Annotated in this window: 16 protein-coding genes; 1 reads left to right on the forward strand and 15 read right to left on the reverse strand. The window is 41.6% G+C overall.

What is annotated here, in order from left to right; genetic code table 11:
* The first annotated feature begins 428 nt into the window (after positions 1 to 428).
* Positions 429 to 611 (forward strand): aspartyl-phosphate phosphatase Spo0E family protein, encoded by a 183-nt coding sequence (locus tag AC58PV_RS24370; RefSeq protein WP_497435138.1) that lies wholly within the window; start codon positions 429 to 431, stop codon positions 609 to 611.
* A 26-nt stretch (positions 612 to 637) separates the two neighbouring features.
* Here the strand turns inward: AC58PV_RS24370 and AC58PV_RS24375 are convergent, their stop codons facing one another.
* From AC58PV_RS24375 to AC58PV_RS24445, 15 genes are all read right to left on the reverse strand, one after another.
* Complete coding sequence (locus AC58PV_RS24375) at positions 638 to 1,009, reverse strand: hypothetical protein (protein ID WP_497435139.1); 372 nt, start codon at positions 1,007 to 1,009, stop codon at positions 638 to 640.
* Entirely contained in the window at positions 1,003 to 1,608 is a 606-nt protein-coding gene (locus tag AC58PV_RS24380) for a recombinase family protein (protein ID WP_497435140.1), read from the reverse strand. The genes AC58PV_RS24375 and AC58PV_RS24380 overlap by 7 nt, the downstream gene beginning before the upstream one ends.
* A 307-nt stretch (positions 1,609 to 1,915) precedes the next feature.
* Positions 1,916 to 2,068, reverse strand: coding sequence for a hypothetical protein (locus AC58PV_RS24385; RefSeq protein WP_497435142.1), 153 nt, complete (start codon positions 2,066 to 2,068; stop codon positions 1,916 to 1,918).
* 13 nt (positions 2,069 to 2,081) lie between these two features.
* Positions 2,082 to 2,654, reverse strand: a complete 573-nt coding sequence (locus AC58PV_RS24390; RefSeq protein WP_497435143.1) for a hypothetical protein — start codon at positions 2,652 to 2,654, stop codon at positions 2,082 to 2,084.
* Between the two features lie 458 nt (positions 2,655 to 3,112).
* Complete coding sequence (locus AC58PV_RS24395) at positions 3,113 to 3,694, reverse strand: hypothetical protein (RefSeq protein WP_497435144.1); 582 nt, start codon at positions 3,692 to 3,694, stop codon at positions 3,113 to 3,115.
* Positions 3,695 to 4,428: 734 nt separating this feature from the next.
* Complete coding sequence (locus tag AC58PV_RS24400) at positions 4,429 to 5,088, reverse strand: RloB family protein (RefSeq protein ID WP_497435145.1); 660 nt, start codon at positions 5,086 to 5,088, stop codon at positions 4,429 to 4,431.
* Complete coding sequence (locus AC58PV_RS24405) at positions 5,066 to 6,424, reverse strand: AAA family ATPase (protein WP_497435147.1); 1,359 nt, start codon at positions 6,422 to 6,424, stop codon at positions 5,066 to 5,068. The genes AC58PV_RS24400 and AC58PV_RS24405 overlap by 23 nt, the downstream gene beginning before the upstream one ends.
* Positions 6,425 to 6,560: 136 nt before the next feature.
* Positions 6,561 to 7,394, reverse strand: a complete 834-nt coding sequence (locus AC58PV_RS24410) for a class B sortase (RefSeq protein WP_497435148.1) — start codon at positions 7,392 to 7,394, stop codon at positions 6,561 to 6,563.
* 74 nt (positions 7,395 to 7,468) lie between these two features.
* Positions 7,469 to 7,702, reverse strand: coding sequence for a hypothetical protein (locus AC58PV_RS24415; protein ID WP_497435149.1), 234 nt, complete (start codon positions 7,700 to 7,702; stop codon positions 7,469 to 7,471).
* A 135-nt stretch (positions 7,703 to 7,837) separates the two neighbouring features.
* Positions 7,838 to 8,257: a hypothetical protein gene (locus tag AC58PV_RS24420; RefSeq protein WP_497435150.1), complete on the reverse strand. Its 420-nt coding sequence runs from the start codon at positions 8,255 to 8,257 to the stop codon at positions 7,838 to 7,840.
* Positions 8,258 to 8,533: 276 nt separating this feature from the next.
* Positions 8,534 to 9,499, reverse strand: a complete 966-nt coding sequence (locus tag AC58PV_RS24425) for a hypothetical protein (protein ID WP_497435152.1) — start codon at positions 9,497 to 9,499, stop codon at positions 8,534 to 8,536.
* Positions 9,500 to 9,738: 239 nt separating this feature from the next.
* Positions 9,739 to 13,377, reverse strand: a complete 3,639-nt coding sequence (locus tag AC58PV_RS24430; RefSeq protein ID WP_497435153.1) for a carboxypeptidase regulatory-like domain-containing protein — start codon at positions 13,375 to 13,377, stop codon at positions 9,739 to 9,741.
* Positions 13,378 to 13,618: 241 nt separating this feature from the next.
* On the reverse strand, positions 13,619 to 13,891 hold the full coding sequence (locus tag AC58PV_RS24435) for a hypothetical protein (protein WP_497435154.1): 273 nt from the start codon (positions 13,889 to 13,891) through the stop codon (positions 13,619 to 13,621).
* The gene (locus AC58PV_RS24440; RefSeq protein WP_497435155.1) at positions 13,879 to 14,541 is read right to left on the reverse strand and encodes a gamma-glutamylcyclotransferase family protein; all 663 of its coding nucleotides are present in this window, start codon (positions 14,539 to 14,541) and stop codon (positions 13,879 to 13,881) included. Before AC58PV_RS24440 ends, AC58PV_RS24435 begins: the two co-directional genes overlap by 13 nt.
* A gap of 33 nt (positions 14,542 to 14,574) precedes the next feature.
* The gene (locus AC58PV_RS24445) at positions 14,575 to 15,528 is read right to left on the reverse strand and encodes an amidoligase family protein (RefSeq protein ID WP_497435156.1); all 954 of its coding nucleotides are present in this window, start codon (positions 15,526 to 15,528) and stop codon (positions 14,575 to 14,577) included.
* Positions 15,529 to 15,530: the final 2 nt, after the last annotated feature.

Raw genomic sequence — 15,530 nt, forward strand, 5'->3', positions numbered from 1 at the left:
AAACAGAAAAAGAAAAAGTGCCGAGAAATTCGGCACTTTTTAGATGAGATGTATCAAAGTCTAAAGGGTTAGCATTCTAGGCTTTTAAGCAGATGAGGTATATGAAGTGAGTCGTGGTTATTTAGCGATTCAACTATGTGCATGGGTGTATGGGTTAGTTTTTAGCTTCTCGATCTGAAACAACATAATAAAACAGATGGTGATCGTCTGAGCTCTGCCCCCTATGCCCCACTATTTCTAGTTGGAGCTGTGACCGCCAGTATAAATATCCGTCTTAACAGAAAAAGGTGCTGATTTTCTCAGCACCTTCCAACTTCATAAATATTGTATTTTTAAAACATAAACAAGGAATTTTCCTAACAAATTACTGGGATAATTAGGGTAAAATAATCAAGGGTTTTAGAACCAGTTCAAGGGGATGCACCACGATGGATCTTGATGAAAGAATCGAACTCCTCAGAAACAAAATGACGAAGATGTTCGAAATGAAGGGAAGTTTCACCGATCCATCCGTGATCGAGATGAGCCAGCGGTTAGACGAGTATATAGTAGAAAAGCAAATAAATCAGATACATTCGTCCAACAGCAGTCCCAACAGAAAAAGGTGCTGATTTTCTCAGCACCTTGAACAAGCCAACTATATGACATCGAACCCCACAATAGGAAGAAATACATTATGATCGAGTGATGGCTGATGCGCATCGGTCAGATCATCCTGATCGCAATGCTTATGTATGAATGGTGGATCGAGGAAGATCCGCTTGCTCATTGACCACGCAGGTGGGGCTTCTCCCCTTCTTTGAAAAGATATCGCAACATACACCGCAAAGCACCCTAAACGCTCTTGCTCTTCCCGAGTTAACGACTCGAATTGCGCTTCTCCATAGATACAATCCTCAGTAACGTCCTCTGGAACACTTCCCTGATATTTAATGGAGTGAAGTAAAATCGAAACATCGGATATAAAGTTTGTGTTGTCAGGAGAATATACTCGGATCATTTCTAACATTTTACTGTCACCCCATCCTCGATCTGTTTCCGCTTTCGGAGCTCGCGTTTAATTGTTGCTTCACTAATACGAGTTAAGGCTGACACTTGTTTAATGGTATGGGTCTGGAGCAAACTGATCGCATGATCACGCTGCACTTTGGTGAACTTCGGAGGGCGACCCTCACGGAAACCTTCCTTCTGCTTTGCGATTTCTTTTCCCTCCCCAGTGCGCTCAACGATCATATCACGTTCGAACTCAGCAAATGCAAAGAAAATATTGCGGATCAATTTTGAAGTCGGTGTGTTATCTAAAATACCAACATTCAGGATATGAACCCTGACACCCCGATTGATTAAGTCGTTTACGATTTGTGCGCCTTCGATCATCGAACGAGCGAAACGATCCAGTTTCGTTACAACCAACGTGTCGCCTTCCTTCAATAGCTTACAGAGCTTTGAAAATTCAGGGCGATTCATTTTGGTTCCCGTAAACGTGTCCGAAAAGACAAGATCCCTGTCGACCCCTTCGACAGAAAGTAAGTTGATCTGGTTTTCCAAAGAATTACCATGCTTGGACTGACCGACCGTCGATACACGAACATATCCATACTTTGCCATATTTAAAGACACCATCCCCCGTTTTTACGGCTTGATTATGATCCTAAGTTTTGATACCGAGTGAAGCCGCATTCTACCGTCCGAAAATCGGGCAGAATTTGGTAGGTCATAACTTAAGAGTAATGATACCTTGATTCTGAGGATTATTGAACCCCTGAGCGAAAATAATTTCCAATATGTGTTCTTCTGTGTGGTTAGCGGCAGCAAGCCAGGACTCGGATACTTTGATGCGATCCTTCTATTATATAGAAGAAACACGTTTAAATAAGAAAACCTCACCAGTATGGTGAGGTGGGTGAATCACTTATTACTTTAATATCGACCAGATCGAACATAACCAGAGAATTAGAACAATCGCACCGAACGCCAAGAACATTGGCATCATCCAACCATTGAAAAAGACAGAGTACGTAGTTGCATGTGGATGAAACGAATACGTACTTGAATATAGGTGACTCATAGTTAACCCCTCCCTAGACAGTAACAGAATCGAAAAGACCTTCGTTAACGAATCCATCAGGAGCGATGATGGTTGACTCGGCGGTTGGCGATACCACGATGATACTGACTACGTTTTTCGATGCTGCATCAAAACACACATAAAATCCTGGCTTCCCGTACTTGGACGCTACATCGGTAACAATACGAAGAACCCCTGAGGTGAAAGGACTTTTTACTTCCACCGAAAAGAAGTTGAGATAACTGGCATACGGTTCAGGGTATAATCCTTTAGTCGACGATAGGTCGTCGAGGATCTTTTCATAGTCGCTTGCGAAGGACGGATCGCTTAACACCTTCTTTAATTCAATTTCGGAGATCCGCAAAACCTTGAACTGCTTTAAGGAAATTACATTGGGATGATATACATCACCTTTTACAACAGCAACATACGAGTCATTCGTAACCAGTCCGACACCAACCATTTTCGACTTGAAGATAATAGCCCAAGTTGAGTCTTGGTACTTAAGACTAATTACCTGACCTTTTTCATACGGTTCACCCTTCACTAATTTGACCCTACAGGCATCCATTTGCGCTACACTCATTCTAATCAGTCTCCTCTACACTAAGGTTTTAACTACTACCTATATAGAAAGGATGCACCGCCAGCTGCTGAAAGCGAATGACATGTCGAATGTGTTCTTCTAAAGGGTTAAGCTAGGACTAGGTTACTTTGATGCGTTCCTTCTATATAATAAAAGGAACACGTTTGAACAGCTACAGCTTAGCCGGTTAGCGAACCCCTTATACTAGAAGAAACACGATTGAGGGCTTAGGGTTGATCATCGAAAACCCTATATAATAGAAGAAACTCGTTCAGGGATCTGAGAAGCGATACCCCAAACGAGCTCTTTATTAGGACTTGTGTGCGATCAAAAGGATCTTAAATAACGCGGCAGATGTGGGTCTCAAGGGCAATCTAATATGCGCACAACAAACCTTTGAATCATTAGACCCATAGAAGCGACGAACTGAACTTTTCTGGTAACATATTAATAACCTCCTAAAGTTTTAGATCCTTTTCAATATCCTGCATAGTCTTAGCGGATTTTTTCTTATCCAACTTGATCGCTTTTTGTTGTTTTTGGTAATACACTTTAAACTCATCAAAAAGATTGTTTAAAATCTTAACTAAAAGTGAGCTGATTTTACCCCTGTGGGCGAGGTTAGCACCCGAAAAAGCTAGATACTCCCAATGCAACTCAGCGTCTAGAACATTTCTCTCCCTTCGACTAGGGTAGATATTGAACTTAACATCTTTAAGTGCCTCAACCATCTGCTCATGAGTGCGAGTTGAATCTTTAGCTATATGTAGCCTTTTATCCCTCTTACTTCCGCATAGATGTAGTATGAAATTGTACTTATCAAAAGTGATGTACAAATCATGTAGGTTGACATAGTAAAAATTCATACCGTTTTGACTAAAGGTTGAGGTGCCATTAAAAACCCTGCTACTCCCACATCTTAGCTCCAAAAGACTTTGGATACTGTCAAAAACAAAATTATCACTTTGTTCTTGCTTAGCCTCGAGTACTATCCGAGTAAAAATGGTAGGGTACTCAACTTTATTAAACAAACCAAACATACAGATCGACCTCCAGACAAGTTAGAGTTACATTTCCTTCTCAATGATAACGCATCTTTTTATCTACGGACTTAGCGTGTTCTTCACGTTCACACGTCTTGCATGATCTTCGTACTCAGCCATTACGACTTTTAGAATCTTCTACCTTTTCCACCAAAAAGCCCTTATGATCTAAACTTACAGAATTCCAAGAAAGATGCCTATCTAAATCATTGTACAACTTACCGTTAACACGTGACTTTTCAATAGAACTACCAAGTGCTTATACAATTTGATCATGAGTGAGATTCACCTCAGTGGCTAGTCGCAAGGAAACATGTTTGTGTCTGGCATGGCTATCCTTAGTTTCCAATGGAGTATAAAATCTTGTTTATCGAAATTTGCTTTTCCAATGTTGAGAGTGCTTCTCTATCTTGATTTATTTAATTTGATACCATCACTGTGGAATGAACAACATTCCACTATTTAGTAAATACTTTCGACATTTCATGCTATTTTCCTGCAATTATTGACCATGTCGATTTTAGAGTAAGTAACCACTTTTCCCAGATGAATTAATCGATTTGTCGGGCTTGATGGTGAGAATTTTACCGCTAAGCCAATAGGGACGCCAATAGGGACTAAAACAAATTACCGTCATGCATTCCTTAGGTTAAGGTTTTAGTAACTTCTGCAGATCCCCAAGACGAACGAAAGGCGACCTGCTTAGGTCGCCTTCTTGAATAAGTATGATTTTATAGAAGTCCGCAATCCTTCAATATCTTCTCTACCGATTCGTGGATAGTTAGTGAAGGGTTGTCACGATAATACTTGAACCCTTTGTACTCGAGAGGGCGTAAACCATTAGCTTCGTGACGCTGCATGATGTTCTTGGCTCTACTTATAGCTGTCTTTACATCACCGAGTGTTAGTTGTCGAAGCAATCGCTTAAAATTATCCTCATGCTTGTAAGTTTTAAGTTCGGTGAAATTCTCTCTGAAGGCGCTGTTAATGATGCGAAGATAACGGGATCGATGTTCGATATGGGCATTATAGTCGCCCTTATGCAAAGCCATCCAGAGCTCGAAGGTCAGGTTGCTATACCCCAACAGGTACTTTATTTGCTTACCTCTAATGTTGTTAGCCAGTTTTAACAGATCCAAGACCTCATGGAACCCCTCGATATGATCGTGACTTTCGTAGTCAAACCAATGAGTGATTTCGACCTTATCGATGATTGGAATACCTTTCGCAAATTTTAACGGGTTCTTCTCTACCTTACTTCTTATCGATACCTTAGATGTAGCCGCGGGATCAGCGTTGATCATATCTTGAAGCCAATCGAGATACCACTTTTCTGTTTCGCCCTCTACTGTGAAATAATATTGTTTATTACTCTTCCTGCTCGGTGGCATCTTTAACCTGTTCACCTCCGCTTCCCCATAGGTTTTCAAACACAGAGGTGAAATCGATGTCTTTGATTGCCCCGTACTGGTTGACGAAATAGTTCTTCATGTAGTCGCCGCCGTTCCTTACCCCTTCCTTACCGGAAGTGCCGAAGTCGGAAAGTGAATAATGGTTGCTGCAGAAGGTTTCTTCATCACGCTCTACAAATTTGATCTCGTCGCGTCTGAACAGGTTGGAGTTTAAGAATATTGGATTGTGGGTGTTGAAGATTAGCTGAGCGTTTTTCTTGTTCATATCATCGCTATGAAAGACATTCACAAGGGACATTAATGCTATTGGATGGATGGATGCGTCGAATTCATCTACTATCAAGGTGCCACCATTAAAAAGAGCATTCCGAACTATTGGAAACATGTTGACGAAACGGATCGTTCCAAAAGACTCGAAGTCTTCTGCTTGAATATGTCGGTTTCGGTCTCCTTCACCACCACCAACTAGTGAAACCAGTTTATGTTCCGAATCATCATCGCTCTTCACATACCCCAAGGCGTTTGAATTGACCCCAAAGATACGAGCTGCTTGATTAACAACATCACTAAGATGACGAGTAGCTAGTTTGGAGTTCAAAGATGGTCTCACTTGCAAGGAGTCCGCTCGGCAGTAAACCTTGAACTTATCATCGAACCAGTCACTTATAATGTAAACCAACGATGAACTGAACAAGTTTTTAAAGCCGTTCATCAGGAACAGCTCTTCCCTATTCAGGTTTTTCTGTGCAAGTTTAAGGGCAAGTCGAGCCTCGTCTCTTTCTAACCCCTCTATGAACTTCTTAATGAATTCGGATGGATTAGGAAACTCTACGCCATTAGTATCTCTGGAGAAAATTACTTTTTCATCTACATATAGAATTTCTGATAAGACGTTGCGCTTATACTCATCATCCAGAAATCGTCCAAGATCCAATGAAAGTTTATATTCGATCAAATACTCACTGTCAACGAACTTAATACCGAAGTCTACTGGAACTTTATTGATGTTGTCTTTATTAGGAATGTACTCTAAATGAGTTGACGCAGGATTTATCGGGGACTTGGGATCGACGTTCCGTATATGTCCTCTTAAAACGATTTGCTTTAGAACATCCATTGCTTGAATGATGTTGGTCTTACCTGATGCGTTTGGTCCGTAGATAACTGCAGAGCTTAAGCCCTTATGAACCTTAGTTCCGATCTTTTCTTTAAGGATACTGTAATCCAGACCCTTTTGTTTAGGAGCAGGAGTCATTGAAAAAACTAACTCATCTTTAAAGGATTTAAAGTTTTTTGTTCTAAATTCAAGGAGCATTGAAACACCTCCATTTTGCGATATTTTAGCAAAATCATACTTACAATATATGCTTTAGGATCACCAATAGTCAATAAATATATACGATTTTGCGGAAAAAATGCAAAATAAACTTATTTTAGGATAGATACCCCGACTAGTCATTAAGAGCTACCTCTTTTGCTACAACGACTAACCTTTTCGTTGTTCCTGCTAAACCGTAACAGGTCGAAAAGGTTAGAAACTTATCGAAGGTCGAAAGATCGTTTCTATTGAATAACTTTACCTCGTTCCGTTCAATTAAGCGGTCAATGAACTGCTGCCGATCCGCATCAGTGGCGAATACTTGCTTGGTGTAGAGCAGATCGGTCTCGTCGGTTACGTAGACGGAAGCGATCTGGAAAAGCATTTGTCGGGTCGGGGTCGTGAATTGGATTAACGAGGCTTCGGGCATCTCTTCTTCGGTCGTCTCGAGCAACCCCTTTAAGGAGCCAAACATTTGACCGTTGAGCATATTATGACCATACAGGACGGTGTTGAAGTCGAGGTGCTCCATGTTTGAACGAACGTCAGCGAAAACCCAACCAAGGACGTTGGGCTGCTTATCGAGGTCGTGATCAAGATAAAATACATTGTTGGTAGTTTGGACGATAGGCATGTCGATGTTTACCGAGCCGACCTTAAGCCAAGCGACGATGTCACTGTTACGCTTTTTCAGATCAGAGAAGTTTACCTTGAGGAACGGTGAAGGCGAAGTACGTGCTGCAGGAACAGAACCCCCATCGAGCGAATCGGACAGAGCTGCTGAAGCTACCGGTTCTGATATCAGGGATACAGCGGCTGATCGGACTTCGCTTAGGATCCCCTTGGTTACTTGAGTGCTATGATAACTCCCTCCTATCTCAAAAGCACAATAGAGAGCTGCGCCCAGGCATCCCCCTGTTAAGAGCAGAAATATCGATGAGGGCTTAAGGTTCCTTACCTTCCACATAAACATCACCTCCAATTACATGTAAAATTACAACATGAACCATTTGTTAAATAAGAAAATCAAACTAGATGTTATTAAGACTTAGAGGGACGAAATGATGGAACATCATTTCGAGGGTCTCCGCATGCGCAAACACCACGGCTATTCCAAGTCGGTAGGATATTGTCTGCCGGTGCAGAACCACCGATTATTTTTATCCAAGTGTAATTCACTGGTTTGATGGTGGCGTTATAGGCGGTCGCCACCTCATGACCATCATTGAACAGTAATGACCAAGCAATGAAGAATAGGAAGAAAGTGTTAATCATGAGCTAAAACCTCCGTTTTGAAATAGTCAGCGAACCTTTCATTAAATTGATGGACTTCTGAGTTAATCTCATCTACAGTTTTAGCATTGTTTACGATGTTTTTGACGTAAACAACAGCGGGAAATGGGATTAGGTTTAGAATCCTAAATTGTTTAAACGTCTTATTGCAAGTTGAACCTCACCGACCGTATTGGCTCTGGCGATGTTCTCTACAATAGCTTCGCCTACGACATTTAATAACTTTGCGTTCAAATCATCGAGTATCTGCTGTAATTCATCTTCTGATATACCAAGATTTGCTGCGGCTACGCCAAACTTTCCAGACACATACCCCAGATAGTATTTTAAGTACTCTGGGTATTCATATGCCGTATAAGACGCTACGAAATTATTGACTCGAGCTATGGCACTATTCTTCGCGGATACAAGTTTCTTCTCTTTTGAGAGATCAGGGCGATCATGATGAAAATTTGTTTTTGCCTCCAGATCCACAAGTGCATCACGTTGATGGACAACTAAAGCCTGAAGATTATCGAGGTCTTTCATAAGTTTCATATCGAACACCCTTTCAATCGGGATTAATGGTTTAGTGGGTAGAATCCCTCTTCTAATAATAAAATTGATGCCCCTACCTTTCTTGAATTCGCTCTTAGTTTCATGAAAGGTGCTGAAAAATCATGGATCAAAGTTGAAGCCAGGACTCGATACTCAAGAACCGTTCCGATAAGTCCAGAATTTATTATCGTTGTGATGGCAAAAGAAAAAGCGACCTGATTAAGTCGCTGCTGTAAGATTACCTTGCAAGGAAATTCATGTTGGGTAATACTCCCTTCATTGAAATATTGATTCTTGTATATCGTGATAAATCCGAATAATTCCGCTCTTTACGTCAGGATAAGCATTTACCACCCCACCCTTTACAATATCGTAGGCGTTCAGTAGTTCAGGTAATGTAAATGCATTCCCTGTAGGGTGGTTTCTCCATGCAATCCATATAACATTTGTTATAAAAATAATTATAAAAGTTACTAATGTCCATAAACATACCTTCAAAGTATTCTCAATAAGGTCACGAACCCCACGATGGAGTTTTCCGAATATATTGCTGATTGGATTTAAAATGAAGTTCTCAACCGTCCACCTCAGCCCGTTATCTTTTTTATCTGAGACAGTTGCCTTCTCTACAACTTTAACTGGAGTAGTTGCCTCTATATACTTTTGCTGCAGATCGTCTAGGTTTTCGAACAAGGGTAAATCATCTGTAACAACATCTTCGGAAACATCAACATCGATAAGGGAAGAACTTTTCGATTCTTCATGTATTTCTAGGTGTGAAGATATAGTTGGGAGATCCGTCATAAGTTCATTAAGTCGCTCATGATAATGCTTGGTACTGTCATGAAGATTGATCTCTTGATCTTCTGGAAGCCCTTCGGGAGTAGATTCAATATCAAAAATATTAAATTTGCTTGTAGTTTGAGAAACGGGCAATTGAGCATCATCCTCGGGAGCTGTATCCTCATGTGCTGCCGGCTCTACACTTGGTTCAGGTATTGGGCTAGCTTCGGTAATTACTGGTTCAGCTTCGACCTCTTCTGGTTGAGTAGTTGTGTTGGCTGACTCCTCTGGGTTTGGCGATGGCTGCTCGACTTTCCTTGGTGGTGCTTCAAAGGACAATTTATCAGACACAGTTTTGCCAATTCCGAGATTTACTTGTTCACCATCGGAACCAAAAACATCAAAAGAAAAATCATCTTCATCACTCACATCAGTTAATTGCTTTGCTGTAGCACTCATTATCGTCACACTCCCTCCATATAGTTATAGAGTTTCTCTTACACCATTTGCTAAATAATAATTACCTTAGAATGATTTTTCAGAATGTCACGAAAGGATGTAAAAATCACTCTTTAAATGAATCAAGGTAAGTCAAAACATCAGCCGCGGGATCCTAACTCCAAAATTTTTTCTACCACACCCTATCGAAAGACAAAAGAAAAGCACCTCGCGCTTGGCGAAGTGCTTCTTCTGATGATTTATACTTCTGGCTTGAAGATGATGTGGTCTTCACCTTCTGGGAGCACCATTGTGACTTCCGAGTCTCCATGCTCAATGATGATTTCCACATTCTCGAATTTGTCTGGATTTTTGAACTGGATCTTGTAAATCTCGGCGTTTTTAAGATCCGTCAGATCAATTACAGCGTATTTAACTTTTACCGTTCCTTCTGCGGTTTCTATCGTTTTCTTCTTAGGCTTAACACGAAGCCTTCTAATAAGCTTGTCTTTCTTCTTGTTTCCATCCGCTTGCTCTTCCTCTTCATTCACTGCATCGAAGATTAATACGTTTTTACGTCTAAACCACAAAACAATAATAATGATGAAAAACGGTACTGCTGCTAAAGGAAGATAATTTGTATCTTTCTCTGGCTGTGGCGTTTCAGGCTCTTCTGGCTTTGGAGAAGGAGTCGGTGTTGGCTTAATTTCTGGTTTTTCTTTCAACTTCTCGATTGGCTCGATCACGAAGTCGATCCGTTGTTTGTTAACCTTCTCGTCAAGCTCTAACCCCTGAACGGCTTCTTTAGGATCCTTTATGGAAGAAACCTTTTGAGCTGACTTCATATCGGTATGATCTTTGTAAACGACAACGTCGATGATGATGTCTTTTTCACCAGTTAATGGGTTTGTTCTAAGAAGAACTGTGTGCTTTCCAAGCTCAACGTTATCAAAGCTGTAATTTCCCTCTGAATCCGTGTAAGTTATCCGTGGGTTTGAGTGCAATTCGACCTGGACTCCTGCCATTGGCTTCCCAGTAGAATCTTTAACTACTCCGAACACTGTTCCGATAATAGGTGCAGGAGTCGGTTTAACAACAGGTTTTACAGGTTGGGTCGGCTTTACTTCTTTGATAACCACTGGCGGCGTAGGGATTGGTGTTGGTTCGTCTACCACAATAGGTTCAGGTGTGGGAGTTGGCACGATAATTGGTGGCTTTGGCGGCTTTGGCGTTGGCACTGGCTTAGGTGTCGGTGTTGGCGGCACAATTACTGGTGGTGCAGGAGTCGGTTTAACTACCACTGGTGGCTCAGGTGTTGGCGTAGGAGCATGTGACGGTTCAGGATCAGGCGTTGGTGTTGGTTCAGGCTTTACCTCAGGCATAGGAGTCGGCGTTGGTGTCGGTACTGGCGTTGGAATAGGTGGCTCGACTACTTGCTTCTTATAGAAGAAAGTGATCGATTTGAGCTTCTCCCCGACTGTCAGGATCGCCTTTTGGATCTTGTTACCAACTAACTGGAATACCCCTTCTGAGTTAGATACTTCGTCATCGGCTGTGTACGATTGTTCACCCATCGGGAGATCCTTCAATGTGACTGAATCTTTTACCGAGTTATTTGTATCTTGGTTGATGAAATCTACCGTTAGCTGACCTTTTACCTGAGCATATTTGAAAATTACGACTTTGTTGGTGTTGTTTTGATCAAGCGTTACCTCTACGGACGATGGTGTAGTTACCTCATAACCTGAGATGTCTTTTGCATTGATCGTGTACGTGCCGAAATTGAATGTTTTAAGTTCTGGTTGATCCAGATTATTATCAGATTCATCAGTATAACGAACAAATACTGTGCCCGTTGTTATTGACTTCTTATACAGGAAAGTTACGATTTGGGTTTGATTTTTCCCTACAGTTACTGATGAGGTAGGAGATGATAATAGGTCATACCCCTCAAAATCCTTAGAATTTAAGGTATAGTTTCCTACATCGTACTGCTGCATTTCAGGTGGAATAATATCCGCGCCACTGTTGCTAATATCTTGATACTTTACAATGATTGTGCCTTTAGACTTAGCAAAGTGCGCTACGGCTGTCTTGTCGACATCCATTGTGATCGGAAGTGTTGAGGTCGTGTAATCTGTTCCATTGACCATCCATTTTACGAAATCAGAGTCCGCGGCAGGAGTAGCAGTCAATGTTACTGGATCTAACTCATTAAAAGTTGACGTTGTGCCATCTGCAGGGGTTGTTGTTCCGTTACCCACTTTAGAAACGGTCAGCGTGTGCTTTGGAACAGCTACCTTGTTGTAGTAGAATGTGATTGTTTTTGCGTTAGCGTCCGCTGCCTTTACAGTTACAGGATACGTCCCAAGAAATACCCCATTCTGACTTACATCAATCGTAGTATTTCCAGAACCTAATGCAATCAAAGTACTTGGTGAACCTGCATTAAATTGCAAAAGGCTTGAATCTGCAGGAGTTAATGTAAAGTTACTAATGGAGTCCTTGACAGTAGATAAGGTGCTCGATGAAGTAACCCTTAGTTTATTGATATCAAAGAGTTGGCTAGAATTGCTCACAAACTTTATCGTCTGTGGAGTTGCATCTACAATCGTATACCCTGGGAACGTTTTTGGATTGTAGGTCTTATCTACCCCCACAGAAACGTTTGAGTAATAATCTGGAAGAGCTAAACTTGCTTCAGTTCCAACTTCCCGATACTCCACCGTCACCGACTTAGAAACAGTTGGCTGAGTAAGTTGGAACGAATTTTGAGGGGTTAAGGTTCCAAATACGTTTGTGGGGAGTGTAATCGGGAACTTCAGGTAGTTGTTGTTTAACAGGAAACTTGGACATTTCAGAGCAGGATTCAATCCAACTTTACTTGTAATTTTGTTGGAACTTACATCAACTACCTTAGAGTTTAAAAGATTACTCAAGAACGAGAAATCTCCACTTAACTCGTTATTGTTCAGATACAGATACGACACATGAGTCAAATGACTTGTTGGAGTAGCATCTGAGATTTTGTTATTGCTGAGGTCTATTGTACGGACGTATGTGAAGCTTCCCATCGGTCCGTAAGTTGGCTCGTTTGGCTCAAGGTTCTGCAGACCATTTGTACTTGTGATTTTATTGTTTTTTGCATCTAACTTCTTACCGATATGTTGGAGTGACAGAAAACCGCTTATCTGAGTAATTTGGTTGTCGCTTATAAGAATATTATCGACATTCGTAACTCCAAAATCGTCTACATTCACAAGCTGATTATGACTGAAATCGATATTAACGCTCGAGCCTTCCGCTGTATTGACTGTTCCATCGATCTGACAAAAACCAGTGAGACTAGTTAGTTGGTTATTTGAAAAATTCATGTTATACGGATAGCCCGTGTAGTCATCAAAAACTTGCATACCTTGGAGTGATTCGATACCCCTATTCGAAGCATTGAAAGGAACAATCAAAGAAGGGATTACTACAGTCTTAACTGGTGGAGCAACACTCTTCAACTGATCGCGTGTAATTGTATCGTCTACCGTTACTGCAAGACCACTATCCGTTACCCATTTAGCAAACACAGCCGCTAAATTGGAATCAGGGAATAAGGCACTAATTACCACAGCCTCACCTGCTTTGTACTGATCCATTGCTTCCTGTGGTGTAACAACTGGTGCCATCATCAACTTGGGTGCCACCGGTATAACTGGAATTACTGGTACTACAGGTTGACCGTATGTGCCTTCTGTTACCGTGGTTCCATAGGTATCGCCTGTTACTGTTGTTTCGCCAGTCGATGCGTTTACCTGCAGATTACTCCCAATGATCGGAGCTGCGAGGACTGCAACAGCGGTGGCGACTATCGTAGCCTTTCTAATATTATCACTTAATATCCTTTTCACTAAAACCACACTCCCTTGGATGAAACGCTCTATTTTTTATTTGTTTATTTGTAGTTATAAACAAAGTGCGTCTACATCTCTTGGATTGTTTTTTCAGCTGCAGGTAAAGGAAAAAACTATCACCATCAGGAGAGTGGGAAAAATAAAGAGCAGCTGTCGTGGTTTAGACAGCTGCTCTTTGGCTATACGTTATGTAATCAAATTAAAACAACAATATAAGGACTTTAAGGATTTTTACCCCTTAATATTCATTAGGGAGCATGAAAGTGAAGTACTGATTTTGACCATCGTCCCCGAAAATCGCCCACACCTTTACCCCCTCTTGGAACAAAAGCTTATCGACTACGGCAAGCTCATTTTCGTTGCCATCAGTGATCCGAGTTTTCCCACCGGCTCTTGGCTCGAATGAAATAAAGTGCTCCCCATCTTCGAACAGCCTTGCGACGATGGAAATCGCCAGCTGCCAATCGTGGGATCCAACTCGCTTCAAACCCTGGGTCATTACGAATTGCAATTCTCATCACCACCATCATGGCTAAAATTTGCTCCATTCATTTCTAACAACCGCTTAGTTATCAGGATGCCGCTGACTATCTCAGGATTTTCTCCTTCAAGTGGAGTGTTCAATAAATTCTCATGCATATACTTATAAGCCCATTCCTCGTGTAGAGCTTTAGCGGCGACCGCTGTGATATCGAGAATTGAGCTTTCGATACCGTGCTCCATGTAAGCGGCGAATAAAAGATTAAAGTCAGGTAAGGATAGCTGCTTACTAATCATTTTTCCATCTGGTATGTATACGAGTGCATTGACGAAGTCGCTTGGGATACCTGCAATTACCCCTTCTGTAGAGAGGGCATCGATTTTGACAGGTAGGTACTTCTTATTGTACTGTACAATATTGAACATCTCGATCTTGTCGAGCAAGACTTCATTCTCTTCTGGAATAGACCAAATTACAACTGGTACTTGGTAAGATGGCTCTTGATCTTCCTTTTCGATAATTGTCGGATGACCGTAAGGGCTTGAAGGTAGACCTCGGAATTCCAAATCGTAATGCTCAATAACCCCTTTGGCGACTGCATAAGCACCAAGGTTATGACGTTCCATCTCTTTGGTGTTCATCAGGACACCATAAGTTGCAACAAAAAATCGTTTACTCATATTTAATCAACCTTTCAGAATGGTTTGGAATTACTAAATGTGGCTTGATACTGATTCTGGCTTGAGGGATGGGCGGCGGCGACCAGAGTCGCCTTCTAAGTGTTTCAAGAGCAACAAGCGCATTTCACGGAACTCTTCGCCAATTGCACCTGCTTTCAGAAGAAATACCCTGAAATTAAAGCGGTTATTATCTGACATTGTTATTCTGGTGATAGCCTTCTTTTGTCTTAGGGCAGTTGCCGTAATCAACAAGCATAGCTGAATGTATGTTTGGATGTGCACGGCTTCGAGAGAGCTATTAAAAAGTCTGTACTCGACAGCCTTGAATCTACCCGACAATAGGTTATGGAGATTGAGCACTTTGTAACGTGAGTCATTCCTTCTAATAGCTCGGGCAGCTTCTGTAGCGTTGTAGCCTGAATACCACACCCTGGCGAAATTCTCGAAGGTCTCTGGCTTCACTTCGTTGAGCGTTTCGATAAAGTATTCACTGAGATCCTCGCAGTATTGCTGCTTGCGGGACTGCCTTACGCTCAGTGCGTTGGTTAACAGATACTGTTTTGAGTAAACCAAGTTACATAAAGTGCGTAAGGACTTTGGAGTGAACAACGATGCGTCAATGTGGACGTGGATTCCGCAGTTTGCGCCGGTTATCGCACCTTCAAGCTTGAGCGCGGCAACTACCCCCAATACTGTGGGGAGGTCAGAATACCTCAAAATAGGACTGATCAACTCGCATTTGAATTCTTCTGTTGCAGGGATGACGGTATTTCCTGATTTACGCTGTGCATCTACCGAATTGTCCTTGACGATTCGCCAAATTCGGGACTGTTGATCTGGAATGCTAAACTCCTCATTTTCAAATCCTCCGTATTTAACGTAAGTCGTTCCAAAGAAACTTACTAAGACTTGAGTAGCTTGCAGTCGAGTTATACCGCTAAATTCGACTTCTACCCCTATTGTTAAATCTCTAAACTCAACATTCATCG

The sequence above is a fragment of the Paenibacillus sp. J22FR83 genome, assembly GCF_059691955.1.

Bases quoted from the DNA above. Each gene is read 5' to 3' on its own strand.
- AC58PV_RS24370 (WP_497435138.1), top strand. From the start codon at position 429: ATGGATCTTGATGAAAGAATCGAACTCCTCAGAAACAAAATGACGAAG.
- AC58PV_RS24375 (WP_497435139.1), bottom strand. From the start codon at position 1,009: ATGTTAGAAATGATCCGAGTATATTCTCCTGACAACACAAACTTTATA.
- AC58PV_RS24380 (WP_497435140.1), bottom strand. From the start codon at position 1,608: ATGGCAAAGTATGGATATGTTCGTGTATCGACGGTCGGTCAGTCCAAG.
- AC58PV_RS24385 (WP_497435142.1), bottom strand. From the start codon at position 2,068: ATGAGTCACCTATATTCAAGTACGTATTCGTTTCATCCACATGCAACT.
- AC58PV_RS24390 (WP_497435143.1), bottom strand. From the start codon at position 2,654: ATGAGTGTAGCGCAAATGGATGCCTGTAGGGTCAAATTAGTGAAGGGT.
- AC58PV_RS24395 (WP_497435144.1), bottom strand. From the start codon at position 3,694: ATGTTTGGTTTGTTTAATAAAGTTGAGTACCCTACCATTTTTACTCGG.
- AC58PV_RS24400 (WP_497435145.1), bottom strand. From the start codon at position 5,088: ATGCCACCGAGCAGGAAGAGTAATAAACAATATTATTTCACAGTAGAG.
- AC58PV_RS24405 (WP_497435147.1), bottom strand. From the start codon at position 6,424: ATGCTCCTTGAATTTAGAACAAAAAACTTTAAATCCTTTAAAGATGAG.
- AC58PV_RS24410 (WP_497435148.1), bottom strand. From the start codon at position 7,394: ATGTGGAAGGTAAGGAACCTTAAGCCCTCATCGATATTTCTGCTCTTA.
- AC58PV_RS24415 (WP_497435149.1), bottom strand. From the start codon at position 7,702: ATGATTAACACTTTCTTCCTATTCTTCATTGCTTGGTCATTACTGTTC.
- AC58PV_RS24420 (WP_497435150.1), bottom strand. From the start codon at position 8,257: ATGAAACTTATGAAAGACCTCGATAATCTTCAGGCTTTAGTTGTCCAT.
- AC58PV_RS24425 (WP_497435152.1), bottom strand. From the start codon at position 9,499: ATGAGTGCTACAGCAAAGCAATTAACTGATGTGAGTGATGAAGATGAT.
- AC58PV_RS24440 (WP_497435155.1), bottom strand. From the start codon at position 14,541: ATGAGTAAACGATTTTTTGTTGCAACTTATGGTGTCCTGATGAACACC.
- AC58PV_RS24445 (WP_497435156.1), bottom strand. From the start codon at position 15,528: ATGAATGTTGAGTTTAGAGATTTAACAATAGGGGTAGAAGTCGAATTT.